Consider the following 25,418-nt stretch of genomic DNA (forward strand, 5'->3'; position numbering starts at 1 on the left):
CGCGCTGTTTGCAAGCCCGCCTGACCGCGTGAGTGACGCGCCGCGCCATATCGTCATGGTGTGTTCTGCTCGGCGAAATGTCTGGTCCGCCGGTGTCTAAAACGATATCGCGACCATGCTGACCACGTGGTATGGGGGAGTGTGCTCCGACCTCAGCCTCGCCATACGCACTCACGCCGACGATGACCGTCATATCGCCGCGCTTGTCCAGCGATGCCGCACAATCGAGCCGCTGTGGTCCTCGGATGAGTCTCTCCAGCGCTTCGGTGCCGCCTTATCCGATTACACCTTTCGCCCGGGCATTGCATCCAGCCGCCGCCTCGAATCACAGTGAACACAACTCTGTTCCACGGCGTGGGCGCTCCCTATCCTCTGCGGAGAAAACCGCGGAAGAGGAGTACCTGTGAGCAAGGACCGTATCCGGTTCAACGCCTTCGACATGTCCTGCGTGATGCACCAGTCCCCCGGCCTGTGGGCCCACCCCGACGATCAGTCAGGGCGGTACAACGAACTGTCCTACTGGGTGGAGCTTGCACAACTGCTCGAACGCGGCAAATTCGACGGGCTGTTCATCGCCGACGTGCTCGGGGTTTACGACACTTACCAAAGCTCACACGACGCATCGGTACGCCGAGGCATGCAGATCCCGGTGCACGACCCATTGATCCCGGTCTCCGCCATGGCCGCGGCGACCTCGAAACTCACATTCGGGCTCACGGCTTCGTCCACCTACGAACAGCCGTACGCCCACGCCCGGCGATTCAGCACCCTCGACCATCTCACCGATGGACGCGTCGCCTGGAATGTCGTCACTTCGTATCTCGACGGCGCGGCCCGTAACCTCGGCCTCGACCGGCAGATGTCGCATGATGCACGTTACGACCTCGCCGACGAGTTCCTCGATGTCTGCTACCAACTCTGGGAGAGCTCGTGGGAGGAGGATGCCGTCGTCGCCGACCGTGAACGCCAGATCTATGCGGACTCGCACAAGGTGCACGAGATCGGCCACAAAGGTGAGCATTTCACAGTTCCCGGGGTGCACCTCTCCGAGCCGTCACCGCAACGCACTCCGGTGATCTGGCAGGCGGGGACGTCGACCAAAGGACGCGCCTTCGCCGCCAAACACGCAGAGGCGGTCTTCACCGTCGCACCGTCAGCACAGGTGCTGCGCGGCTACGTCGACGACATCCGACGGAGCGCCGCCACCAACGGGCGGGACCCACGCAGCATCAAGATCTTCACCGAGATCGCGACAGTAGTCGCACCGACCGACGAACAGGCACAGACGAAATACGAAGAGCTGCTGAGCTGGGCCGACTACGAAGGCGCGCTGGCCTTCTACGCCGGCATCACCGGCGTAGACCTGTCCTTGGTGGATCCCGATCAGCCGCTCGAATACGTCGAAACCGATTCGGCCCGATTCGCCCTGGAAATCTTCTCCCGCGCCGATCCGGACCGCACCTGGACGCCCAACGAGGTGGTCCGGTACCTGAGCATCGGTGCGATGGGGCCAGTGTTCGTCGGGTCCCCGACGACCGTCGCCGACGATCTCGAGCGCTGGATCGACGATGCCGACATCGACGGGTTCAACCTCACCTACGCAACGACTCCCGGCACGTTCGTCGATTTCATCGATCTGGTCGTCCCCGAACTGCAGCAGCGTGGCCGCTACTGGGATGACTACGACGAGGGAACGACGCTACGCGAAAAACTATACGGCCCAGGGCAGAAGCGGGTACGCGAGGACCACCCGGCCGCCGTGCACAGGCGGTCTCTCCAGCACCGCGTACGCGCTCGCGAGTCACTCGGCTGAACCGGCGGGTGGTGCCGGCGGCGCAGTCAGCGACCGATGAGCGGCACCGTCGACCGGGTCGGATACCAGATGCATTGCGGGGTCAGCAGTGCCGGGCGAAACGAAAGAATTCGTAAGCTCAGATTGCCAATGCGAAAGCGGCCCGCGTGTCAACCAGCATCACTCACCTACGTTCCCGCCGGAATGCTCCTCGAGGGCAGGGTGCTCGGGCTCCTCGGCCTGGGCAGAAGATGGCGAGGTACGGTCACGAATTCGGCATGGATGTCATCGCCTGGAGCCAGAACCTCACCCCGCAACGCGCGGCGGAGTCCGGCGTCGAGTGGGTGCCTCAGCACGAGCTCTTCGAGCGGTCCGACGTGCTGTCCGTCCACCTGGTCTTGAGCGAGCGGACCATGGCGCTGGTCTCGGCGACCCGCTCCTCGGTCTTCCCAATGTCACACTGACACCGCATGCCGGGTATTCGACGACCGAAGCGCTCAGCAGCTTCTACACCGACCTGCCGGAGGCGAATCAGTGCCTACGCCGCCGGCCGCCCGGTCCGGATGTTGAATCCCGAGGCCTTCGACCACGGCCGCAGTTAGGCGTTCAGCCGACTGCCGGCGGGCCCACCATCAGCGGTCGCGCGCAGACGACCAGGGCGCGATGGAGTTCGGCGTCGCCCACCTCCGCGATGCGCGGATCGGTGGTGGCGTAATAGATTCCGCCGAGCATCATCGACACCGTGACACGCCGCAGCGGTGACGGCTCGGGTCCTTCGATCAACTCGACGATGCGTTCACCGGCCTGCTGGAACTCCGGGGTCTGGGCGACCACCGCGGAGACTGCCGGATCGGATTGCAGTACGGCGGTGACCCGGCGGTGCCGCACGGTGAGCTCGATGAGTCCGCTGGTGGCCGACTCGATCTGAGCCTGGGCAGATGACAGCGTCTGAGACGGTGTTTGGTCAGTCACTCCTTTGCTTGCGACGGCTTGGACACGAACACAAGGTGTCCTCCGATTCAGCGGCAACCGACGCGCCGATATGGAAACCGCGATCTAAAAACGCAAGGTAGCCAGAGGCCGCGAGCGGCTTGAACGGAGTACGACGTCGTTTCGTTCCTGTACGACTGCTTGGAGACTGGCCAGTCCAAGAACGGCCGGGATTCGGGAATTCGTTGACGCGGTTCACTGCGTTATGCCTGCCGGTAGTCTGCACCGAGCTCACCGGAGTTCCACTGCGTCGGCACCATGTACACGGTGACCAGTTCATCGAGTCTGGGCCGGTTCACTTCCAGGTAGTCGTTAAGTGCATCTCCGCTGAGATAACGCGCAGCCACCTCTTCGAGCTGGTCTTCGTTGGTCTCCCCAAGCCGGCCGAGAGTTCCTTCCACAGAGACATAGCGCACCGTCGGTTCGGAGCGGGCCACCGTCAACGTGAATGCCCCTGCGGCGTTGATTAGCCCGACCTTCCGCGACGCGGCAAATGTAATCAGCCATGGCTCTTCCCCGACGCAGTACTGACACCAAACTGGCACTGCCAATGGCCCGCGGCCCTGTTGACCCGCCACCGAGAGCGTCGCGACGAGTGAGTGTTCTGCAAGGAAGCCTTCACGGTCCCTCTTCGAGAGGGCCATGGACGAATTCTATTCAGTCGCAATTCAATACAGATTTAGCAGAATTCCGAATCTTCCGTCAGATCTTGGTGTTCTCATCAGCGCAGTGCCTTTGAATCGGACAGTCCGCACGTTGCAGCAGCGCCGTCCTAGTCGGCGAGCAGCTCTTTACCGACGATCATCCGCAGCATCTCGTTTGTACCCTCGCCGATCGGCATGAGCGCCGAGTCGCGCAGGTACCGTTCGATCGGGAACTCCTTGACGTAACCGTAGCCACCGTGCAATCGCATGGCGTCATAGACCACCTCCATACCCGCCTCGGTCGCGAAGACCTTCGCCATACCCGATTCGGCGCTCGCGCGGCCCATCGCGTCAGTCTTCAAGGCTGCGTTGAGGTACAGCAGCCGCGAGGCTTCGATCTTCGTCGCCATGTCGGCGAGCTTCATCTGGATCGCCTGGCGTTCGGCGAGCTTCTTGCCGAAAGTCTCGCGCTGCTTGACGTATTCGATGGAATGCTCGAGGCTCGCTCGGGCCATGCCTGTCGAGGCGGCTGCCATGTAAATGCGTCCGCGGTCGAGCGCGCCCATCATCTGGTAGAAGCCCTTGCCTTCCTCTGCGCCCAGGAGGTTGACTCCGGGTACGACAGCATTGTCGAAGATCACTTCACACAGTTCCAGGCCGCGATGTCCAAGCTTGTGGAAATCGCGGCCGTAACTCAGTCCCGGAGTGTCGTGTTCGACCAGTAACTGGCTGATGCCGCCACGGTGGGCCGGTTCGATTGAGGGATCGGTCTTAACCAATGTGACAAGAGGATTGGCATGACGGGCGTGTGTGATGAAGATCTTCGTCCCGTTCACGATGTAGTTGTCGCCGTCACGGCGCGCAGTGAGCTTGATCTGCTTCAGATCGCTTCCGGTTGACGGTTCGGTCAGCGCAATGCCGCTCATCCGACGCCCTGCGGCGATGTCCGGCAGGAAGCGCTGCTTCTGCTCGTTGGTGCCGAAGGTGTTGATCAGATATCCGCCTGAGCTGACGGTGTAGACGAGGCTGGCAAGGGCCATCCACCCGCGTGCCAGCTCCTCGAATATGAGCCCGTATCCGACGTAGTCGATCGGCGAGCCACCGTACTGTTCTTCGACCGAGATGCCGAATAGGCCGAGTTCGGCGAGTTCGGGGATCAGGTCGTCAGGGTACTCATCCTTGGCTTCGCGTTCGATTGCGGTGGGGATGACACGCTCATCGACGAACTCGCGCATAAGGTTTCGAAGCTGGACGTGCTCGTCGGTCAGGCCTGCGGGGATGTGGTCGGTATTCATGATTGCCCTTCGGGAGAAGTGTGAAAGTGTCGCCTCAGGCGCTGGGTTCAATCCACGTGTCGGCGGCTTCGGAGATGGTCGGGAACCAGACGCCCTCGTGGCCCACGACGTACTCGATGAAGCGCTCGAGCATGAGCAGATTCTGGGCACGGCCGATGGTCTGTGGGTGCAGAGTCCAGGTCATCACCCCGCCGGGGCAGCGCTCGTAGGCGAAGTCGAATGCGTCCTTCCAGCGCTGCAGGACAACATCATTGGACTGTTGTGTCGAGTTTCCCTTGAGCAACTCCAGCTCAGGAAAATCATCGAGTGCCCACGACACCGGAAACTCCAGGAGTGGCGACGGGTCACCGAATGTGTTGCCCCGCTCCAGGTCGATGGCAGTCACCATACGTGGGTGATACGGCGAGAAGTCTCGTCCCTGAAGGGAGGAATCCCATTTGAAGCCAAACTCGTTGAGGAGTGTGAGAGTTCTGTCGGTGACGTCGAGGGCCGGTGACCGATACCCGCGGGGCCGGCGTCCGATGATCTCTTCGTGCAGGCGTACCTGCAGTTCCAGGAGACGCCGTTCCTCATCGAACTCTAGTTTGGGCACGTACTCGTGGTAGACCCCATGTGCGGCGATCTCATGCCCATGATCCAGCACTGCCGCCACCGCCTGCGGGAACGTCTGCATGGTGTGCGTAGGAATGCACCACGTGGTGGTGATACCGAAACGCTTGAAGGTGTCGAGTAGTCTGGGTGCTCCGACCTCCGCGCCGAACTCACCGCGAGAGAGGTTGGATTGCGACGTCGACCTGAATGTGCCGATCCACACACTGTGTGCGTCGAAATCGGGGCTCAGCGATATCGCCAGACGTTTGCCGTCCGGCAGCTGTAGAGGCATAGTTCCCCCTTCCGGGGTCGAGGAGTCGTCACGGCGTGACCGTCAGGCGGCGATCCAGCCGCCGTCGACGTGGATGACGTCGCCGCTGATGTAGGCGGCGCCTTCACTGGCGAGGAAGAACACGGTTGCGGCCACTTCGGAGGCGAGACCGCCGCGCTGCAGCGGGATGAGCATCTTCATCAGTTCGGGGTTGGTGCCGACTCCGACGTTGGTGTCCGGGACGATGTCACCGAGGATTTCCTCGGACGTCGCACGGATACCGGTTTTCACCACACCGGGTGCAACCAGGTTGGCGTTGATTCCGTACGGACCGAGGTCGACGGCCAGCCGACGGGTCATGCCCTCCAGGGCAGCCTTCGATGCGTCGTAAGCCAGCCCATCGGGCAGTGCGCGGGATGCGGCGATGGAGCCGATGAGCACGATACTTCCCGTCTTCTGCGTGATCATTTGTGTAGCAACGGGTTTGACGACATTGAAGGTACCGGTCAGGTTGATGTCGATGACTCGGTCCCACAACTCGCGACTGGTGGCCTCGATCCCGGCCAGGCCGTCGAACACTCCAGCACAGCCGGCGAGCACGTCGATGGAACCTGTTTCGGCGACGTTCGACACGACCTTGCCAACGCCGTCGTAGTCGGTGACATCAACGACGTGAGCGGTGGCCAGTCCGTCGGGCAGCGACGCGACCACCGTGTGGAGTCGCTCTGTCGAAATATCGAGCAGGTGTACGTGATCGCCGTTCTGGGTGAACGTTTCGGCCACGGCGGCACCGATGCCACTGCCGGCACCGGTGATCAGAATGTTGCGGGGAGTATTCGACATGGTTGGCGTGCGGTCCTTATTTGACGGTGGTCAGAAACAGTGGCTGCAGGGCAGGAGCACCCAAGAAGTAATCGGCTTCGTTGCCGCCGATGATGCGTCGTTCCCTGATGAACGGAAGAGCCTGATCCGGGTTCGGACTGTCAATCTCGCGGCCGAGGCGATGCCCGGAGAAGATCGCGTCGGCGATGAAATGCGGGCGCACACAGTCACCTACGCGGTGCACCGCCGAGATCACGTTGGCTTCCCAGTCGGCGCGCCGCTGGATCAGTTCCCGGTACATCGCATCGTCGGCGCAACGCGTGCCGACGAGCACGAGGTTGTCGATTTCGAGGAGTTCGTCGTCACGGTCGGGGCAACGAAGCAGTACGCTGTGGTCACTGACCGGCGTCACAGTGGTCTCGACGCGTAGCTTGACATTCAGGCGACGCAAGTCGTTGAGCGTATGCGGGATCTCGCGGGTGTAGCGCTGGTATTCACCGATGTGCTCACCCTTGGTCGCGAACACCACGTCATGGCCGCGCTTGGCCAGCATCTCGGCGATCCCCGGTCCCATGAAGTAGCCATCGGAATCGACGAGGACGACGCGATGCCCTACCTCGACGCCGTCACGTACGACCTGCTCGGGGGTGAGAAGTAGGTCTCCGAGAGCCGGCTCCAGGTCGAAGGGCAGCCGGTCGTGGGGGTCGATGCCGTTGCGCGTGTAGTGAGAACCCGTGGCGGTGATGATGATGCCGGCGCCGTAGTCGAGTGCGTCGTCGACGCTCAACTCGGTGTTGAGGATGACCTCGACGTTGTCTAGCTTGCGCAGTTGGTGCTCGCGGTACTCGATCAGACGGCGCCATTCGTGGCGCCCGGGTAGTTTGGCAACCCAGTCGATGCTGCCGCCGATATGGTCGGCGGCGTCTACGAGGTGCACGTTGCGCATGCCGCGTTTGCCGAGCACCATCGCGCACTCCATGCCGGCCGGGCCGGCGCCGATGACCAGAACATCGTTCTCGTGGTTCTTGGCCTCGGTAAACACCTCGGGATGCCAGCCGCGGCGGAACTCTTCGCCCGTAGTCGCGTTCTGAGTGCAGGCAATGGGCATGGTCCCGATATCACGCGATACACAGAAATTGCAGCCGATGCACTCGCGGATGTCCTCGATGTTGCCGGCGCGGATCTTCTCCGGCAAGAACGGATCGGAGATACCAGCGCGGGCAGCGCCAATGAAATCGCACTGGCCGGCGTTGATGATGTCGACCATGGTGTCGGGGCTGTTGAGGCGGCCCACGTTGACGACCGCTTTTTGGGTGAACTTCTTCAGGTGCCCGACCCACTGCTTTTCGAAATTCTCACCGACCGTACGAGACGACTGGGCGTCTTGGGCCCAGTCGAACCCACCGATGACGAAGTCCCAGTAGTCGACCAGATCGTCCATGAGCTCGATGAACCGTGCTGCATCTTCGTCGGAGCGCACGCCACGCTCGCCCAGACCGAACGGCGCATCCAGCGTGTCAACACCGAGCCGCAATCCGACAGCGGTGTCGGGGCCGACCGCTTCTCGCACTGCGGTCAGCACCTCGCGGTGGAAGCGCGACCGGTTCTCCAGCGAGCCGCCGTACTGGTCGGTGCGCGTGTTGTAGTACGGAATGAGCAGGTGAGCGAGAATAGACGCTGCGTGGCCGCAGTGCAGCGTGATGACGTCGAAGCCGGCCTTCTTGGCGCGCATCGCCGCGGCGACGTAGATGTCCTTGATGTCGGAGAACGCCTGCTTGTCGATCTCGATCAAGCTGCCGGCGTACGGCACCGCCAGCGCGGACTCACCGGGGGTGGCCACCACGTTGCGGGGCGTCAGCCCACGGCCTTCGGTCATCGGCCCTACCGCGGCGTTGTATTCAAGTTCGATTCCGGCGAGGGCCCCGTAGCGCTTGATCTCCGACGCCACGTGCGACAGGTTGCGCACGTCGCCCTCGTCCCACAACCGTGACATCCGGTGCGGGGTCTTATCCATCTCCGGGGTGATCGTCGTCGCCTCGGTGAAGACCACACCCCACCCGCCCTGGGCGCGCATGCTGCGGTAACCGGCAGCCGAGGCTGAGTGATCGGAGCCGAAACCAATCGCATGCGGTGTGGCCCAGAAGCGATTCTTCGACTCTTTCGGACCGATCCGTACGGGCTCGAATAGCACCGAGTACCGGCTGGACAACGACACGATCGGCATCCTCTTCTCGGGTGGTGGATTGTCTAGGGGGCTCCCCAAACCATAGGTGTCGAACCCGCGACCGCTACTAGTGATGTTCACAGAGGATGCGCTGCATCGTTGTGAAATCAACAGCGATGGCCGCGGTGGGCGATGAGACGGTCGAAGATCTGGACGACGTCGACGGCGGTGTTGTCAAACTGAAAGTCCATCGCCCGGATAACGTTTGGCCGAATCGGTGGTATCGCCCACGGCGACAACGACACCGGTCAGTCGTTTCTTGCGGCGCCGCTGAGGCACTCGCGGCCCTCGGCAGGCCACAGCCGGCAGATGCGCTTGTTGATGAACCTGCCAGAGTTCTCGGCGGACCATCACCGCTGCGCGACACCACCCCCTGCGCGGCAGATGTGGAGAATCGCCGCATAGGGGTCCGCAACTCGGGCGCCTCGGTACTGGCCGGCGAGGGTGCCACGCGCGTCGTGGACCGGCAGATCCCCACCACCGCACACGCCCGGCGTTGCGGCACCCGAACCGTTCGCGCAGCGCTTGCGGTTCGGGTCCGGGGGCAGAAGTGTCCCGGGGAGATCTCCTTGAGCATGCCGATGTCCATGGCTTGGTTGACGACCAACTGCGTTTTCGGCTTCCAGCTCTTTGAGCCGCTTGCCGTTGTTGTCTTTCACGCCACGGTATTGGCCTACCCAGCGAAGCCAGGTTGACTTCAGGTGCCGGCACACCTCATTGAGCTCCTGGCCCACGTCCAGGAGCTTGTTGCCCTCGGCGAGCCACTACGCTGTCTCATCTCACCCCGCCTAGGAGCGTTTGACAGCGCCAGACTGTCAGTCTGGGTCGACCTCAGGCTCTTCGCGGCCGATTCTGGCATAGACATCTGGCCTGCGACGGCGATAGACCCCCGCCGTCACCAGGCCAATCACTACAACTCCGTAGATCACCGCCAGCATCGCCACGGCCGTACTACCGGTGGCCCCAGTGAGGAGGTCGAAGTTCACGGTGGCGAGATATAGGACAATGGCAACGACGATCGCTGAGGCTGTCGTAAGTACGGCGGGTACAGGGCTTTCCCCGTCCTCTCGGTGACGCAGAAGGTACACCGCGATGGCGATGGCAACCATGAGCAGCAGGATCAAGAAGGTGTAGGAGTACAGTCCGGCTAGCCGTCCGTACAGAAGCGCCTCATCGATGTCGACGACAACGACCGCGATCAGCCCGACGAGTGTGGCACCGGTCATCGCGAGTGAAGCACGGTGCGGGGACAGGTGTTTACCGTGCACCCTGCTCAGGGAGTGATGGAGGATGCGGTCAGCGCTGAGGTTGAACGCGTACCGCGCCGTGATGTTGTGCGAGGCCAGCACCAACGCAAAGCAGCTGGTGAACAACAACAGCGCGGCTACGTCGTAAGCGAAGGTGCCGACGTATTCCTTGACGCTCGCGGTGGCGGCTTTGGTCGGATCCTCGGTGACCGCCGCGACCACCTCGGCCGCGCCATACGAATTGATGAAGACCCACGTGGTGATTGCGTACAGGCCCGCCAATAGAGCGACCACCGCATATGTGGCGCGGGGAATGGTCTTCATCGGATCGCGCACCTCATCCCGAAAGATGACGGTTGCCTCGAACCCGCCGAACAGCCCCAGCGCGAACATGAACGCAATCCCCACCGACCCGGAGAAGATCTCATTCGGTTGAAGTGAATCGAGAGCGATCCCGTCCGCGCCACCGTGCGCGAGCACTGCAACGTCGTACACCACGAGAAACAGCAGTTCACACGTCAAGAAGAAGGACAGGACCTTTGCGGACAAGCTGATCTTGAAATAACCCAGCACCGCGACGACGACGAACATCGCGAGTGCCCAGGCCCACCACGGCAGGTTCGGCCCATGGACGACATCGGCCATCAACGCGCGCATAGCGATACCACCCAGCGCATAGGCGCTGATACAGGCTACGTAGTAACACATCATTGCGGTGAGACCCGCGGACAACCCGACGATCTTGCCAAGACCCGCGCTGATGAACGCATAAAAACCACCTGGCGTCGGCAACTTGCGCGCCATCGTCGTCAGACCGACTGCCAAACAGGTGATCACCACCCCGCACGCCGCGATGGTCACCGGCATACCGATGCCGTTGCCCAGCAGAATCGCGACCGGGACGAATCCGAGAAAGACTACGATGGGCCCGTTGTAGGCCAGTACTGTGCAGACCAGTTCGAAGGCCCCGATGTTGCCGCCCAACCGGCGCGAGGATACGGCCGTTGCGGCGTTCCTCGGGGGGTCGATCGAGTCGGTTGCGGCCATTGCCATCACTCCAATCGTGGTCGTTCGAGCGGTCCCCCTCCGGGAAAGTATTCGATGTCAGCCGAGCAGTGAACATTGGAAGTTCCACAGACAGACGACCTCGACGCTGGGATGTCTACTGAACCACGTTTGAACGCCGTACCCAGGTACGCGGCGGCCGAGGTATAGGTTTCGGGATTGCCCAGGCGCTGCTGCAGGAGGGCGCCAGCGTGGTGATCTCCCAGCGCACCCGCCCTGAACTGGAGCGGGCCGCTGCCGAGTTGACCCGCTTCGGTCCCGTCGCCTACCAGGTCTGCGACGTGACCGATCGCGCACAGGTTGAAGCGCTGTTCGACTTTACGACCGAAACATTCGGGCGCCTCGACGTCCTGGCGGCCAACCATGGGATGGATCATCGGAGCAAGTTTCTCGAGCTCGACGAGACCGACTGGGACAGGGTGATGTCCGTCAACCTGAAGGGCATGTTTCTTTGCGGTCAGGCCGCGGCGCGGCGCATGGTCGCGTCAAGGACGAGAGGACGCATCGTCTTGACCTCGTCGATCTGCGGCCCGGCAGCTGAGGCCGACTGTGCACACTACAACGCCAGCAAGGGCGGTGTGTCGGCTCTGTGCAAGGCGATGGCCGTGGACCTCGCCGAGTACGGAATCGTCACCAACGCGGTCGCCCCTGGCTGGATACTGTCCCAGAACACTGAGTTCATGGTCACTCCGGGCCAGCTGGCCGGAACGGAACGCTTCCCGATCAACCCGATAGGGCGGATCGGACTGCCGCTCGATATCGGCAGGGCCGTGGCCTGGCTGGCCGATCCGAGGACCACGTTTGTCTCGGGCGTCATCATCCCGGTGGACGGCGCGCAGACCGCCGAACTCGCCTATCTGGACGCGGTGACGGAGCCACCCGCCCAACTTTGGGCGTGACGCCGACGCGGCAGCTTCAGCCGCGATAGCGGAGATACACCACGTCTCCCCACAACCCCTGGTACGCCGCTACGACGGATCCGCCGTGGTGACCGCCGGCGGATCCAGCGGTATCAGGCTCGCATCGGCCCTCGGATTCACACGAGCGGGCGTCACACGGCTGGCGCTGTTGTCCAGAGACAGCGCGCGTGGCGCGGCAGCTCGCCAGACGGTTTTGGATGCATGCCACGGACCGACCGATATCATCCACGTTCTGGTCGACGCACAGGGATACCCCCTGAAGGGTTTCGAGCACAGAATTCGGTGCGCCCCGGTAGATTCTCGGCTGCCATGCCGCAGGCCCAGTCGTCGGCCACCCGGCGGGAGTAGCTTATTCACAAATCCGAGGCGCACCGCTCAGTCGACTTCGAGTGTCCGGCCCGTAAACAAGAGCTCGCGCCACATTGGGCCGCAGCGCCTGCATCGCCCGGGAAAGCGCACCAGGCGCCGCGAACGTCCCCGGTGGACTTTCGGGTAGGCCGATATGCGGTTGCGGGCGCCACGACAAGATCGCAACCAACACAATCTCCAACCCACCACGCAGCCCGCCGCTCTCGGCGGCTTGGTGCGTCTGCGGCGGATGACGCGGTACTCGCCGCCGTGCGGGCATGCGCGTGCGCTCGGACTCGTGGAGGTGACTTCCGGCGCAGAAGATGAAGGTTGTCCCGGTGATGACACCGACCGGTAACTCATCGGGCCCGCTTCGAGGCCATCGAGCGCATTCTCGATGCCTTCAGCGCTGATCGATCGCATTGCGCTTCGACTCGCGCAACAGCCGCAGAACCAGAATCGGCCCACGTCGTTCCGTGGCGACCGTTCCTACATCGCTCTGGCTGGCGCATCCGGCTGCGCTCGCGCGACACGGCGCTATCGGCCAGCGGCGGTGCGTACCAGGGATGCGCCGGTGATGTCCGCCGCCTGGTGCGCACTGTTGACCGCACCTTCCATCCAACTGCGCCACAGTGAGTCGTCAATATCGGTGCCGGCGAACACGATTCGATCCTCAGGTGTGTTCATGGCGATGACTGTGTCATAGTATTCGCCGGCCCGATCGAAGCGATAGGTTCCGTCGAACAGTGGATCGGCATTCCAGTCATGCGCGTCGACTGCGACCACCTCGATATTGGGGAAGTACAGGCGCAGCACCGTTTCGACTTGCTCTCGATCGAAGTAGTCGAGTTCGCCGACGTTCGCACTGCCGAAGCCGTAGAGAATATGCGAGCCGTCGCCGAGATCATAAGCGTGGCAGACCATCTGCATGTCCGCGGTTCCCAGAGCATAGGGTCGTGAGTGCAGGTTACGGACGAGGGCTACCGATTTGAACGCCCGGCTTGGATGGTTGACCGCGGTGGCCCGCTGCTTCGCAGCGCTGAGCTGCGGCGTGAACTCGATGTGACGCAGCACGTTGGTGGGTGCCGCCACGATGCACGTCCTCGCGGTGACGCTCACGCCACCGGCAGTGCGCACAGTCACGTGATCGGCGTTCTGTTCGACCCTGACCACCCGGTGGTCGAGGCGCACTTCCAGACGCGACCCATCGATCATCGCGTTGAGCAGGGTGGCCGCACCGCCAACGAAGCGCTCCGTGAGCGCGCTGACGAATCCATACGGGCTGTGGCCGTAGGCGGTGACCTGGCCGATCAGGTTGAGCATCGAGATCTCGTTCGGGTCCGAGCCACTATAGGCGGCGGTCATCGCCAGGACCGCGTCGCGCGTGGCTTCGGGTAGATCCAGCGGGGCGAAGAACTGCTCGAAGGTGACATCGAGATCGCGCAGTGTCTGGCTGGTGAGGGACTGGTTGGGGACTATTCGCTTGGAGGCGTCGCGAACATGGCTGAGCGCCCGTTCGAGGTCGCCGAGCTCCTCGGAGGGGACCGGCATGATGCGGCGCGACCCTCCGGTGTAGAAGGACGCCGATTCCGTTGGGGGGTCCTCTTTGAGCGTGATGCCGTATCGGCGGATCTCGCGATTCATGTTGGGCTGCAGTTTGCGGTTGACCCAGCTGCCCCCGAAATCCACGGTCAGGTCGGGCCTCGCCGCGAACGGCCGGGCATAGGTGCGTCCGCCGATGCGCCGCCCACCTTCGAGCACGACCACCGAATTGCCTCTGTCGGCCAAATCCCGAGCCGCTGTGAGTCCGGCAATACCGGCTCCGATGACGATGGTGTCGTACTCGATGGTCATGGTGCCTCCATGTTCGGTCAAACTTGTTGTTTCAGAAGGTGATCAGCGGCTTGATCAGCCCGCGGCGGCGCTCGGCAAGATCGTTGAGAGCGGTGTGCGCCTGCTCGAACGAGTAGCGGTGCGTCACGAGCGGGCTTGGGTCGATGCGGCCGGTCTCGATCAGGGTCAGCAGCCGCTTCAGTCGAACGCTGCCGGCCGGAGCGAACGTCGACAGGATGGCTTTGTCGCCTAGTCCCCAGCCCCAATGTGCCAACGGTATCGGCAAGACAGCGTCGGGCGGCCCGGAGAACGAGCTCAGTACGGCGACCACCCCGCCGATCCGAGTGGCCTCGATCGCCCGCGGAAACGATTCCGCGACACCGCTCGCCTCGATCGCGCAGTCCACACCCTGGCCATCGGTGAACTTCATGATGTCGTCGACGACGTCGTGTTCGGCCAGGTTGAGACAGATGTCGGCGCCCATCGCAGTCGAGACGTCCTCCCCTCCGGGTGTGGCCTTGACTGTGATGACACGTGCTGCGCCCAGTAGCCGTGTGGCGGCGACGGCGCCCAGACCGATGTGTCCCTGTCCGAACACGGCGACTACGGCTCCGAGTGGGAAGTGCGCTGCTTCGGGCCCCGCGCTTCCTGACCCCAGGGTGTCTGTGGCGCAGACCGCTGCGGCGTCGTCAACGGCGTCGGGGATGACGGCCAGGTTGTGGATGGCGTGAGGGACCGTGAAGAACTCGGCCATACTGCCGTCCCGCGTCAACCCCGAGGAGTAAGCACCCCACGCGACCCCGCCGCAGTGTCCGCTGCGGCCCCGTTGGCAGTTCGTGCATTGGCCGCACGCCGTACCAGACGCGACCGCTACCCGCTGGCCGAGGGTGAATCCAGTTACTTCTGTGCCTATTTCGTGGACCACACCCACGGCTTCGTGACCAAGAATTATCCCGTCGGGGGCGGTGAAGTCCCCATTGAGACAGGCCGCATCGGCCGAGCACATAGACGCCGCAGTAGTTCTCACGACGACGTCAGTGGGGCTGGGGACTGGTACCGCACGCTGCTCGATACGCGCTTGACCATCGCGTAGCACCAGGGCGCGCATCATCTGATCAGGCTTCGTGCGTCTGGAGCTGCCGCTGGAAATCAGCACTGTCCCAGTAGAATCGCTCGCTCGCGACGTGACCGTCGCGGATCTCCTCGGCGACGCAGTACCGCAGCCGGATCGGCTTCCGGTTGTCTTCGGAGAACGGCTCACCGATGTAGCTTGCCGAGACGTCGAGCTCGCCGATGACGCTGCTGTGCCCCGTGGTGACCGTGGTCACGTCGACCACGACGTCGCGCATGGTGGCGAAATAGCCTACGAGGAATCCCCGAATTGCGTCGATGCCCTTGAAGGGGTTCTCGGCGTCTGCCATGTCCACCAGAACGCAGTCGTCGGTGAACGATTCTACGAGTTTCTCGACGCCGCACTCGGCGTACGCGGCCATCTGGGTGCGGAAGATTCGCTCCAGCGATGCGTCTGTCATGTGTTGCCTTTCAATTGCGGCCGGCGATGAATGAAATGTGTGTTTACTGTGGCGCTTCGACGTAGACGGAGCCACGCTTACGGACCGGAGCCAGTAGGTCGTCGGTACAGACCTGGTCCGGTTTGGCAAATGCGATCGGGTGCGGTCCGGGCCCCGGGTAGTGCAGAGCCCGCTGAACCTGACGTGACATGTAGTAGGCGGAGGTGAGCGCGAACACCACCGTCTCCCGGACGCCGGTTTCCCACTCCTGCAGTTCGCGCAGTGACGCGCAACCAGTTTCCAGCACTCGCTGGCCGGCTTCGAATATCGGGCCGGTGAGCCCGGGGTCGGCGGTCAGTACCTGATCGAGGAGCTCGCGATGAGCTCCGACCTCGCGGCCTGGAGGCAGGCGATCGGTGCCGGGCAAGATCAGGTCGACCAGCACGGCCAATCCCTCACGTACGTCATCCACGAAGTGCGACATCTCGAATTGCATTGTCACGCTGGAACTTTCTGATTGCTGGCGGTCTCGGCCAGGTGCATCGCGGCGCGTGCAGCGAAGGCGGTGATGGTCGGCGTCGGATTGACCGATGACGACGTGACAAACACGCTGCCGTCCATCACGAACAGGTTGGGGACATCGTGTGCCCGCCCGTACTGGTCGACGACGGATGACGCGGGATCGTCGCCGCAGCGGGCAGTGCCGAGCAGATGCCAGCCCACGGCCGGCAGCCAGTTGACCACTCGCGTCTCGACCGCCCCGGCGGCCTCGTGCGCTTCACGCATCCTGGCCACATTGAAGTCGAGGCTCTTACGCGTGTCCTCGGAAATCCGGTACACCAGCTTCGGTGCAGGCAGCCCTGATCCGTCGACTACGTCGTTACTCAACGTGACGTAATTGGACTCATCGGGGAGGTCTTCGATGATGGCCCCCCATTCGAACGAGCGTCCCAGGACGCGTTCGACGAGCCGCATTCCCGCCACTCCGGTGCGCTCGTGCAGCGGCAGGTCGGAGTAGCGGTGCAGCACCTCCATGGGGCTGATGATCGGCTGGCAGGACCATTTGGCTCCCCGGGCGAAGCCACGGGTCAGGTCGGTCTCGGCGAACTGCATGGAGGTCAGCGCGGCGCCGAACGGGCCGAGCCAGCTCTCCAGATCCTGTTCGTAGACCCCCATGACGCCGACGAACGGGTGCATCATGAGCCGGCGGCCGACCAGTCCGGAGGAGTTTGCTAGACCGTCGGGGAACTGAGCGGACTTCGACATCAACAGCAGACGCGGCGTACCGACGCCGTTGCCGCAGACGATGACCACCTGTGCGCGGGTGCGATGTTCCACACCGTCCTCGTCGAGCCACAGCGCCCCGGTTGCCAAACCGGCACTGTTGACGGTGATTTCACGAACGCGCGCGTTCGTGATCAGCTGGACACCTGCGGACAGCGCGGCGGGCCACATCGCGACGTCGAACGAACCCTTCGCCCCTTCGGGGCAACCCGACATGCAGGTGCCCCAGCGTGCGCACGCACCGCGGTCGCCTTCGGTCTTGGTCATGATCGCATTGGTGCCGGGCCACCAATGCCAGCCCAGCTTGTTCATCCCCTCCGCGGCCTTGATACCGGCACGGCCGATCGGAACTCCGGCCTGCGGCAGATCAAGACCGGGCGGATAGGCGGTGTCGCCGTCGACGCCAGACACCCCGACCATCTCGTCGCACAGGGTGTAGAAAGGTTCGAGTTCCTCGTAGCTGATTGGCCAGTCGTCGGCGAATCCGTAGAGGCTGCGCACTCGGAAGTCCGACGGCACGAACCGCGGCCACTCGGCGCCGTAATAGACGGTACTCCCGCCGACACCGTTGAAATTGAGCGGGTGAACGTCGGAATCCACCACGTCGATGGGGTAGTCCCAGTCCATCTTACGCACGTTGGGATCCGGCGAGAGCGGACCCGCCAGCAAGACGTCACGTTCGGCCTTGTCACTGGCGTAGTGAGCGCGGGTGAACCAGCCGCCCTGTTCGAGGACGGTAACTCGGAAGCCGTCCTCGGCAAGGATACGAGCGGCGGTGGCGCCGGACGGTCCCGACCCAACAATCAGCACGTCGACGGTATGCCTGTCCCCGCCGAGCTTGCCTGTCATACGAACTCCTTCGGGCTCTACACCTCGGCCCTAGTCGGTCCACGGCCTGTGGTGTCTGTCACGCAAATGTAGGAGCCGCCTACGGGCCTCGACACTGTGGCGGTAACAGAGAATTTTCTGTTTGATCAGAAGAGTTACAGCGGCTTACGAAGCCCGTTACGCATCGTGATCAACCACTGCGCGTCGTCTTACTAGATGTCGGCTTCGCCGATGTGGTCGCCGGACGCGACGAGCGAAGGCCGGTCGGCGCGGAGTTGCTCGGCGAAGTCGTCGTGCTCGCCGGCAACGATCCGCGCCATGATGCGTCCCGATATCGGTCCGGTCGCCATACCCGACGCGTGTCCTACATTGACGAAAGCGCCGTCGACGCGGTCGACCACCGGCAGGAAGTCGGCTGTCGTGCTTTGCAGCCCGGCCCACAAGGCGGTCACCCCGAATTTGCCGTAGTCCGCGTACCGTTCGACCGTCGTGGTGATCATGGCTTCGGTGGCACGGATGCTGATGTGGGGATTCAACGAGCCGGTGACGTCGATGCTGGCGCCGATGTGCAACGAGCCGTCGCGGTATTGGGTGATGCAGTCGTCGTAGTCCCAATTGTCCGCGGCGGCCTGCGAGGGGGTGGGCGCGGCGAACGCCTCACTGCGAAATGCGGGTACGTCCTTGAGCGCACCGCAGCTTGCTACTCCGCGCGGACCGTGCATGATGACGCTGGGGCGTTGGTCGATCGGTTGAGTGACGATCTGGCCCATGCGACTGGTGGTCAGCGGGATCGAGATGCCCTCTGGGTCCAGGTCGCGGGCCCATGCCCCGGAGGCCCAGACCACCCCGGCACACAAGACGTCTCCACGCGTGGTGCGCACGCCGGTGATCGTGTCGCCGCGCCGGATCGTCGACAGGACCGAGGTGTTGTCGAATCGTTTCACCCCGGCCTCGGTGCAGGCGAGTGCCAAGCCACGAACGAACCGCTGGGAATCGATCTGTGCATCCTCGGCGCAGTAGACCGCACCGAGCGCTGTCGACGGCAACAGTGGCGCGTGCTTGACCGCTTCCTTGCGGGACACAAAATCGATGTCGAGCCCGTGGCTCCGGCGGTCGGTCACGTAGTCGGTGAGGATCTCGCGCTGCTCATCGGTCTCATAGAAGAACAGGCCGCCCATGGTTCGGTGATCGAATCCGCCACCGATCTGTTCGGCATATTCGCCATACAGCTTGGAGCTCGCGCGCGCGAGCTCCAATTCGATACCGCCGCGCTGAAGCTGCAGCCACACCGCGCCCGGATTGCGGCCCGACCCCCCGAATGCGGCGAACCGTTGATCGAGAATGGCGACGTCAAACCCACGCTTACGCAATTCGTAGGCCGTGCAAACTCCAGCGATTCCCGCACCAACCACCACCACGTCGGCAGTGGCCAGCGGCTCCGAGGCCACCATCGGCTGGTCTCCTTCCCCAAGTGCGGTCATGTCAAACGGCATGCTGGGGCAATTCAAGCCGGCCGCAGGCCTGTCGAATAGGAAGCTACGGCATCAGCGGACGTCCGCCCAATGGGAAGTATTCCAACACCTGCTTGATTCATGCTGGATTATTTCCAATTCCCTGGCCAACCCAGGTCGGTATTCTCCTCGGAACGAAGAACTGAGGGGCGGAACGGATGGCTGACGCTACGTCGGGATGCACGCTGGGCATGGTGCTCGCCGAACTGGGCCCGTCCGCGAGCTTGATCGGCAATAACGAAATGTGGCTGAACAGCTCGGTGAGCGCGGCGGTCATCTGGTTAGCCTCGGACGCGCCCCCCGACGGCGATAACCTTCTGATCGTCTGTCCAGCACCCGTCACCGACACCGCAATCCTGCAGCCGTTGTTGCGAAGCAAGCAGCCTCGGATGGTGGCGGTGGCGGCCCCAGCGAATCAGGCGGTGTCGACATTCCTGGCCGAAAAGAGCCGTCAGCACGCCATTGTGGTGGTCGAGAATCCGCGGGCGTCCGCTGACGTCATCGCCGCCGTTGCGCGCGCCACCCAGACCGCCGATGAGTCGATCTCACGACGATTGGCATCGTTACAACGCACCCTGAGTCAAGCGCTCTCGGACCGATCGCCGATCGACAGCATCATGGCGAGACTGAAACGGGTGTGTAACGCAACGATCGTGCTGATCGACCGCCACGGCGATGCGCTGCACGCCACCGGCCCAGCCCCGTTGTCGTTGCTGTTCAGTGAGATCGGCAAGACTGCGTCCGAGTCGCAGATCATCGATGTCGACGGCTGGCACGGCGTGGCGACCCGCCTGGTGGACTCCGACAGCCCCGATGAACATCTCGGTTGGTTGATCGCCACTGCGCGCCGCCAGCCTTTCCCGGACCCCTACGCGATCTCGGCCGTGCACATCGCCGCGACGCTGATCGAGGTGAACCGCCGGATGACCACAGTGTCGCGGGCCCAGGAACGGGCGATCCGCGCCACAGTGCTCGAGCAAGCACTCGCGCTGCGGCCCAGCCGCGATGAACCCGAACTCGCCGGCCGCATCGCTGGGTTGGGGATCACCTTCGGCAATCCGTTGCGTGCTGTCGCCATCAGGCCCATGCGATCAGTCAACCGGGTCAAGGAGACCGACGCGCTGGAACGGCTGGCCGCTGCGGCAGGCGCGGCGCTGGCCGCAGCGGGAGTTGCTCACCTGTTCACCGTGCGCGACCACGCAGTGGTTTTGCTGGTGCAGGCTGACACGGCGGAGATCTGCAGCCTACTCGCCGATCAGCCCGGCTTGACGGGAGTGCATCGCGGGATCGGCCGAGCGATCGCCGCCGTCGCGGACGCGGCCGATTCCTACCATGATGCTCAGCTGGCGGTCCGCACCCTGCGCCGCACCGAGTCTCAGTCAGCCGCGATGTGCTATGAGGATTTCGATTTCGCGACGGCACTGTTCTCCGATGTAGGGCTCGACAGCATGGCGAAGCGCGCCGCCGGCTACCTCGCGCCGATCCTTGAGCGAGACTCTCTCGTCGAAGGATTGCAGGCGTATTTCGACCATGGGCAGAACATCATCGCGGCCGCCGATGAACTCCATATCCATCACAATTCGTTGCGGTATCGGCTGTCCAAGTTCGAGGCTGCGCTCGAAGTGAATCTGAAAGACGCCGGCGACATCGCCTCTGTTTTCCTGGCGCTGACGGCCCTGGACCTCAGCGGCTGGTTGCGTACCCGCAGGACGAAACCGGCTCGTCCAGGGCGCGGCGGGCCACAGGCCGCCGACATCGCAGTCAGCGGCGCACCCACCGACTACCCATCTGGCGAGCCCTCGCTCGGCGTGATCATGGGAGACGGCTAGAGCCAGGAATTACGTCGCACAGGCATTTCGGGACACTGGTGTTCTTGGACATCCGGTTGGTACAAATAGATGGAGATCAGCCACCTGCGCTCGGCGCAGGCCCCCCGAATAACGTCGTCATCTCGGAGGGCCACGCCGGGACTCAGGCCCTACGCTCGAACATCACCATCCACTGCCCGTCCTGACAGACCACGCCGTTCTGGTTGACCACCTGAACATCGAACGTCACGATTCCGCGGTCCGGCTTGGATACAGACGGGCGAACCTGGGCCACCTGCTGCTCGACGTGAATGGTGTCGCCGATTTTGACGGCATCCTTGAGCGACCACGTCATGCCCAGGAAAGCAATCGCGGTTCCCTCTTTGATCCCCAGTCGGGATTCCAGGCCCGTAGCGATCGCGAACACCCCAGGGCCGTGGAAGATTCGGCCACCAAACTGGGTCTTCTTCGCGAATTCCTCGTCGGTATGCAGCGGATTGTAGTCACCAGAGATGCCGGCGAAGTTCACCACATCGGCGTCGGTGATGGTGCGCGACGGAGATGTCCAACTCTGGCCGACCTCGAAGTCATCGAGATACATCCCGTCGGCGTCTTCTCGTTTGGACGTGGCCGACACTGCTTGCGTCATGGTTCTCCTTCAAGGCGGTGAGACTCCCTTCGAGTCTGCAAGACTTCGGCCGAACCCAGCATTGTGCAGACACTGGAAAACCGCACTCACCCTTGGAAGATTTACCGCAGGCCGGTCACACGGGATCGGCACTCGGCCGCCCTGCACCTGCCCAGTCGGGAAGGCCTGTAGAGCCATCCACACTCTGAACCGCACCTGCGGGTTGTCCAGCGATCGGCTGAGTATCGGTTTCGACTCCGAAAGTCTGTTACCGGCCGTGTAGCGATGCATAGCGAGTCCGTGCGCCCCCTTTAGCACGGATCCAAGGCGACTCACGGAGCGACGCAGTAGCTTTCGCTGCTCCGGACCCGATGGCCCCGCGCGGAACACAGCCCATTAATGGGTCGCGCGTTGACCGAGCGGCCCTCTACGAACCAGATCATTTGCGCGACTGCTGAGCACGCCGAGGACCAGCCCGGCCACCCGATAGGGCAGCGTCAACGCATATGTCACAGATGGACCGCACCCACCTGTGACATCCCCGCCCCGACGTCGGCACCATCGATCAGACCATGCCGTGGATCGTGTACACCTACTTCGTCGAACAATGTCACACTTTGCTCGGTGTCATCACAGGTAAGCCCGTCAGCCTGGGGCTGGCCGTGCGACGGCGACACGCTGCACATCTCGCCGTTCCACTATGGACCGTGGCCTTCTGTCTGCCGTGGAACGCGTCGCTGCTACCGGGCGGCTGCGCGGCCTCTACCAATGACCCGTCGGCGCCTTTCGACGGAAGTAAACAGAGCACATTGCATCGCGAGAGCACGTGAAGTTATCTATGTATCCCACGAGATCTTCGACGGCAGCGTTGACTTACCGTAGCGCTGAAGCCGCATCACGGGACCGCCGCCGGCACGACCAGCGGCGGTTGGCTGCCCGCGTTCAGGCCACGGCGTCGAGGACAGCCTCGGTGAATTCCTGGGTGCTTGCACTGCCCTGCAGGTCCACGGTCCGGATGCCAGCGGCCATCACCTCTTCGAAAGCGCGGGTCAGACGCTGCGCGGCGCTCGACTGGCCCAGGTGATCTAGCATCATTGCCCCGGCCCACAATTGTCCGACGGGATTGGCTATGCCCTTGCCGGCGATATCCGGCGCCGATCCGTGCACTGGCTCGAACATCGACGGGTACTTGCGCTCGGGATTGAGGTTGGCGGACGGTGCCACACCGATCGATCCCGCAACGGCCGCTGCGAGGTCAGACAGTATGTCTCCGAACAAATTCGAGGCCACAATCACGTCCAATGAGCTGGGTCGCAGAACAACCCGTGCGGCCAGCGCATCGATCAGCACCGACTCTAGCGTGAGATCGTGGTAGTCGCCGATAACGGCGGCGACCACCTCGTCCCAGAACGGCATCGAGTGCAGCAATCCGTTCGACTTGGTCGCCGAGACCACATAGCCGCGGCGGCGCAGCGCCAGTTCGGCGGCGTAGCGAGCAGTGCGCTCGACGCCGACGCGGGTGAACAGCGCCTGTTGGAAGGCCGCTTCCTCGGGCCGCCCCTGGTAGGCCCGGCCGCCTACTTCGGAGTACTCGCCCTCAACGTTCTCGCGCACGATGACGCAGTCGATCGAGCCCGCGTCGTGCAATGGCGAACCTACCCCGGGCAAGAGCCGCACCGGGCGTAAGTTGATGTACTGCAGAAAGCTTCGCCGGATCGGGATCAAGAGCCCCCATAGCGAGACATGGTCCGGAATATCCGGATGGCCGACGGCGCCAAGGAAGATCGCGTCGCCGTCGGCGAGTTGGCTGAGACCGTCGCCCGGCATCATCGCCCCTTCGCGAAGGTAGCGCGCAGACCCCCAGTCGCGATGGCGCCAGGTGACGGTGAAGTCTTCGGCTGCGGCGACCGCGTCGATGCAGCGGATAGCGGCGGGGACGACCTCTTGGCCGATACCATCTCCGGCGATTACATCAATGGTGTAGGCACTCATCGGTAACGACCTTCTTTAGTGGAAGTAGGGGGTGAGGGTTGCTGCGGCGAAACGGCTTACGGTGATCGGCGCCGCAATGACAACTGGCCCGCCGAGAGGCCGGCCAAGCCCTGGCCAGCGCAATATCTCGCTGCTCGTGGTCGAAGATGTCGTAGGCCGAGGCGATGTCCGCAGGTGTGGCATCGGGATGCTGCCGGGCCACGCGCGCCACTGCGGCGGCCGCTAGTGGTCGTAGGTCGTCTGCAGGACTTGGGTATTCCCCGTCGACGATCGCCGCGTTGAGGAGGAGTCCAAATCGCTCGCGGGCTTCGGCGTTCGTCGAGTCCACCGATGCGTGGTATCCACTGGTCACCGCTACTCCTTGATCATGATGTGCTTGAGTTGGGTGTACTCGTCGAGGGCGTGCGCGGACAGTTCCTTGCCGTAGCCCGACTCGCCGAACCCGCCGAACGGCATCTCGGTTGCCGTGCCGAAATGCTGATTAATCCAGACGGTCCCGAACTGCAGGTCTCTGCTGAATCGCATCGCCCGCCGGAGATCGGAAGTCCACACGCTGGCCGCCAATCCGTACGGGACGTCGTTGGCCATCGCCAGCATGCTGTCGTCTCCCCTCGCACGTTGAATGGTCGCAACAGGACCGAACACCTCGCTCTGGATGATCTCGGCGTCCTGGGTGAGGTCTGTGATGACAGTGGGGGGATAGAAGAACCCGTCCCTGTCATCGCACTTTCCGCCCACAAGCACTTGCGCGCCGGCTTCGTGCGCCCGGTCGACGAAACCGCGAATGCGTTCGCGATGCACGGCGGAGATCACCGGACCGATCTGGGTTGCCGAATCTGTGGGATCGCCGACCGTCAGTTCGGCGGCCGCCTGGCAATACGCACTGACGAAATCGTCGTAGGCGGCGTCTTCGACGATCACCCGGCATGCGGCGCAACAGTCCTGGCCGCTGTTGCCGAATGCTGCTTGCACCAACTCTCGTGCTGCCGCCGTAACGCCCTCGACATCGGAGAAGACCAGCACCGGCGCCTTACCGCCGAGTTCAAGATGAACGCGCTTGAGGGTCCGAGCGGCCGAGGCTGCGACCGCCTTGCCCGTCGCGACCGCACCCGTGACCGACACCAGCCGCACATCAGGGTGATCCACCAGAGCACGCCCGGTATCGCCGGCGCCGAGGACGATGTTCAACACGCCGTCGGGCAGAATGCCCTTCGCGAGATCACCCAGCCGCAACGTGGTGATCGGCGTCAGCTCAGAGGGCTTTAGAACCACTGTGTTACCAGTGGCCAGAGCCGGCCCGATCTTCCATGCGGCCTCCATCAACGGGAAGTTCCACGGCGTGATCAGCGCGACCGCGCCTAGGGGTTCACGTCGCACCATGGAGGTACTGCCCGACACGTACTCACCCACGGCCTCCACATGGGAGGTGCGGGCGACGCCGGCCATGAACTGCAACGCATCCACCGCACCAGTGACCTCTTCTGCTGCGGCGGCGAGCGGCTTGCCCACGTTCGTAGATTCGAGCGCTGCGAGTTCGTCGGCGTGCGCCTCGATCGCTGAGGCAAGGCGCAGCAGCAGATTGGCACGTTCGGCAGGTGTGGTTCGACTCCACGAACGGAACGCAGAAACAGCCGCCTCGATGTGACGGTTGACCTCCGCGGCATCGGCGCAACGGAACACGTCGATCGGCGCTCCCGTCGCAGGGTTGGCGACCTCGAACGTCGCGGTATCCGCGGCGTCGGCCCGCCAGTGGTCACGCAGGCCGCCCTCCGGGGCGAGCTCGGTATGCGATGTCACGAAATACCTCTCTTCAC

22 protein-coding genes and 1 pseudogene are annotated in these 25,418 nt (G+C 63.4%); 4 read left to right on the plus strand and 19 right to left on the minus strand.

All coding sequences use genetic code 11. The features are described from left to right. Positions 1-403: 403 nt before the first annotated feature. Both ACNQR1_RS35480 and ACNQR1_RS35485 read left to right on the plus strand, forming a co-directional pair. A complete protein-coding gene (locus ACNQR1_RS35480) occupies positions 404-1,813 on the plus strand; it encodes an LLM class flavin-dependent oxidoreductase (RefSeq protein ID WP_418050158.1) in 1,410 nt (469 codons plus the stop codon). Between the two features lie 257 nt (positions 1,814-2,070). After that, complete coding sequence (locus ACNQR1_RS35485; protein ID WP_418050159.1) at positions 2,071-2,256, plus strand: NAD(P)-dependent oxidoreductase; 186 nt, start codon at positions 2,071-2,073, stop codon at positions 2,254-2,256. Between the two features lie 142 nt (positions 2,257-2,398). Here ACNQR1_RS35485 and ACNQR1_RS35490 read toward each other — a convergent pair whose 3' ends face one another. From ACNQR1_RS35490 to ACNQR1_RS35525, 8 genes and pseudogenes are all read right to left on the minus strand, one after another. Beyond that, a complete protein-coding gene (locus ACNQR1_RS35490) occupies positions 2,399-2,764 on the minus strand; it encodes a hypothetical protein (RefSeq protein ID WP_418050160.1) in 366 nt (121 codons plus the stop codon). Positions 2,765-2,985: 221 nt separating this feature from the next. After that, entirely contained in the window at positions 2,986-3,426 is a 441-nt protein-coding gene (locus ACNQR1_RS35495; protein ID WP_418050161.1) for a pyridoxamine 5'-phosphate oxidase family protein, read from the minus strand. Between the two features lie 128 nt (positions 3,427-3,554). After that, the gene (locus ACNQR1_RS35500) at positions 3,555-4,721 is read right to left on the minus strand and encodes an acyl-CoA dehydrogenase family protein (RefSeq protein WP_418050162.1); all 1,167 of its coding nucleotides are present in this window, start codon (positions 4,719-4,721) and stop codon (positions 3,555-3,557) included. Between the two features lie 34 nt (positions 4,722-4,755). After that, a complete protein-coding gene (locus ACNQR1_RS35505) occupies positions 4,756-5,604 on the minus strand; it encodes a polysaccharide deacetylase family protein (protein WP_418050163.1) in 849 nt (282 codons plus the stop codon). 42 nt (positions 5,605-5,646) lie between these two features. After that, positions 5,647-6,426, minus strand: coding sequence for an SDR family NAD(P)-dependent oxidoreductase (locus ACNQR1_RS35510; RefSeq protein ID WP_418050164.1), 780 nt, complete (start codon positions 6,424-6,426; stop codon positions 5,647-5,649). 16 nt (positions 6,427-6,442) lie between these two features. Then, a complete protein-coding gene (locus ACNQR1_RS35515; protein ID WP_418050165.1) occupies positions 6,443-8,740 on the minus strand; it encodes an FAD-dependent oxidoreductase in 2,298 nt (765 codons plus the stop codon). A gap of 53 nt (positions 8,741-8,793) precedes the next feature. Then, positions 8,794-9,390, minus strand: a pseudogene (locus ACNQR1_RS35520) (IS3 family transposase); the annotation flags it as partial. 54 nt (positions 9,391-9,444) lie between these two features. Continuing rightward, complete coding sequence (locus ACNQR1_RS35525; RefSeq protein WP_418050166.1) at positions 9,445-10,929, minus strand: APC family permease; 1,485 nt, start codon at positions 10,927-10,929, stop codon at positions 9,445-9,447. A gap of 158 nt (positions 10,930-11,087) precedes the next feature. Between ACNQR1_RS35525 and ACNQR1_RS35530 the strand changes: the two genes are divergently transcribed. Next, complete coding sequence (locus tag ACNQR1_RS35530) at positions 11,088-11,840, plus strand: SDR family NAD(P)-dependent oxidoreductase (RefSeq protein ID WP_418050629.1); 753 nt, start codon at positions 11,088-11,090, stop codon at positions 11,838-11,840. Positions 11,841-12,746: 906 nt separating this feature from the next. Here ACNQR1_RS35530 and ACNQR1_RS35535 read toward each other — a convergent pair. The 6 genes from ACNQR1_RS35535 to ACNQR1_RS35560 all read right to left on the minus strand — a co-directional run bounded on the left by ACNQR1_RS35535 (position 12,747) and on the right by ACNQR1_RS35560 (position 19,116). Further along, positions 12,747-14,063 (minus strand): flavin monoamine oxidase family protein, encoded by a 1,317-nt coding sequence (locus ACNQR1_RS35535; RefSeq protein WP_418050167.1) that lies wholly within the window; start codon positions 14,061-14,063, stop codon positions 12,747-12,749. A 31-nt stretch (positions 14,064-14,094) separates the two neighbouring features. Beyond that, a complete protein-coding gene (locus tag ACNQR1_RS35540; protein ID WP_418050168.1) occupies positions 14,095-15,153 on the minus strand; it encodes an alcohol dehydrogenase catalytic domain-containing protein in 1,059 nt (352 codons plus the stop codon). 4 nt (positions 15,154-15,157) lie between these two features. Further along, the gene (locus ACNQR1_RS35545; protein WP_418050169.1) at positions 15,158-15,574 is read right to left on the minus strand and encodes a nuclear transport factor 2 family protein; all 417 of its coding nucleotides are present in this window, start codon (positions 15,572-15,574) and stop codon (positions 15,158-15,160) included. A gap of 43 nt (positions 15,575-15,617) precedes the next feature. Continuing rightward, on the minus strand, positions 15,618-16,055 hold the full coding sequence (locus ACNQR1_RS35550) for a hypothetical protein (RefSeq protein ID WP_418050170.1): 438 nt from the start codon (positions 16,053-16,055) through the stop codon (positions 15,618-15,620). Beyond that, a complete protein-coding gene (locus tag ACNQR1_RS35555; protein WP_418050171.1) occupies positions 16,052-17,686 on the minus strand; it encodes a GMC family oxidoreductase in 1,635 nt (544 codons plus the stop codon). Before ACNQR1_RS35555 ends, ACNQR1_RS35550 begins: the two co-directional genes overlap by 4 nt. A 191-nt stretch (positions 17,687-17,877) precedes the next feature. Beyond that, entirely contained in the window at positions 17,878-19,116 is a 1,239-nt protein-coding gene (locus ACNQR1_RS35560) for an NAD(P)/FAD-dependent oxidoreductase (protein WP_418050172.1), read from the minus strand. A gap of 218 nt (positions 19,117-19,334) precedes the next feature. Here ACNQR1_RS35560 and ACNQR1_RS35565 point away from each other — a divergent pair, with 218 nt between their 5' ends. Continuing rightward, on the plus strand, positions 19,335-21,005 hold the full coding sequence (locus ACNQR1_RS35565; RefSeq protein ID WP_418050173.1) for a PucR family transcriptional regulator: 1,671 nt from the start codon (positions 19,335-19,337) through the stop codon (positions 21,003-21,005). 142 nt (positions 21,006-21,147) lie between these two features. On the opposite strand, the gene ACNQR1_RS35570 is transcribed toward ACNQR1_RS35565, so the two are convergent. The 5 genes from ACNQR1_RS35570 to ACNQR1_RS35590 form a co-directional block, all read right to left on the minus strand. After that, positions 21,148-21,633, minus strand: coding sequence for a MaoC/PaaZ C-terminal domain-containing protein (locus ACNQR1_RS35570; protein ID WP_418050174.1), 486 nt, complete (start codon positions 21,631-21,633; stop codon positions 21,148-21,150). A gap of 9 nt (positions 21,634-21,642) precedes the next feature. Then, positions 21,643-22,002 carry a helix-turn-helix domain-containing protein gene (locus ACNQR1_RS35575; protein ID WP_418050175.1) on the minus strand — a complete coding sequence of 120 codons (360 nt, stop codon included), beginning with the start codon at positions 22,000-22,002 and terminating at the stop codon, positions 21,643-21,645. A 552-nt stretch (positions 22,003-22,554) separates the two neighbouring features. Next, entirely contained in the window at positions 22,555-23,604 is a 1,050-nt protein-coding gene (locus tag ACNQR1_RS35580; protein WP_418050176.1) for a tartrate dehydrogenase, read from the minus strand. Next, the gene (locus tag ACNQR1_RS35585) at positions 23,585-23,956 is read right to left on the minus strand and encodes a hypothetical protein (protein WP_418050177.1); all 372 of its coding nucleotides are present in this window, start codon (positions 23,954-23,956) and stop codon (positions 23,585-23,587) included. The genes ACNQR1_RS35580 and ACNQR1_RS35585 overlap by 20 nt, the downstream gene beginning before the upstream one ends. Positions 23,957-23,958: 2 nt before the next feature. Next, the gene (locus ACNQR1_RS35590) at positions 23,959-25,401 is read right to left on the minus strand and encodes an aminobutyraldehyde dehydrogenase (protein WP_418050178.1); all 1,443 of its coding nucleotides are present in this window, start codon (positions 25,399-25,401) and stop codon (positions 23,959-23,961) included. Positions 25,402-25,418: the final 17 nt, after the last annotated feature.

This window comes from Mycobacterium sp. 48b, from assembly GCF_048282725.1.
Classification (GTDB): Bacteria; Actinomycetota; Actinomycetes; order Mycobacteriales; family Mycobacteriaceae; genus Mycobacterium.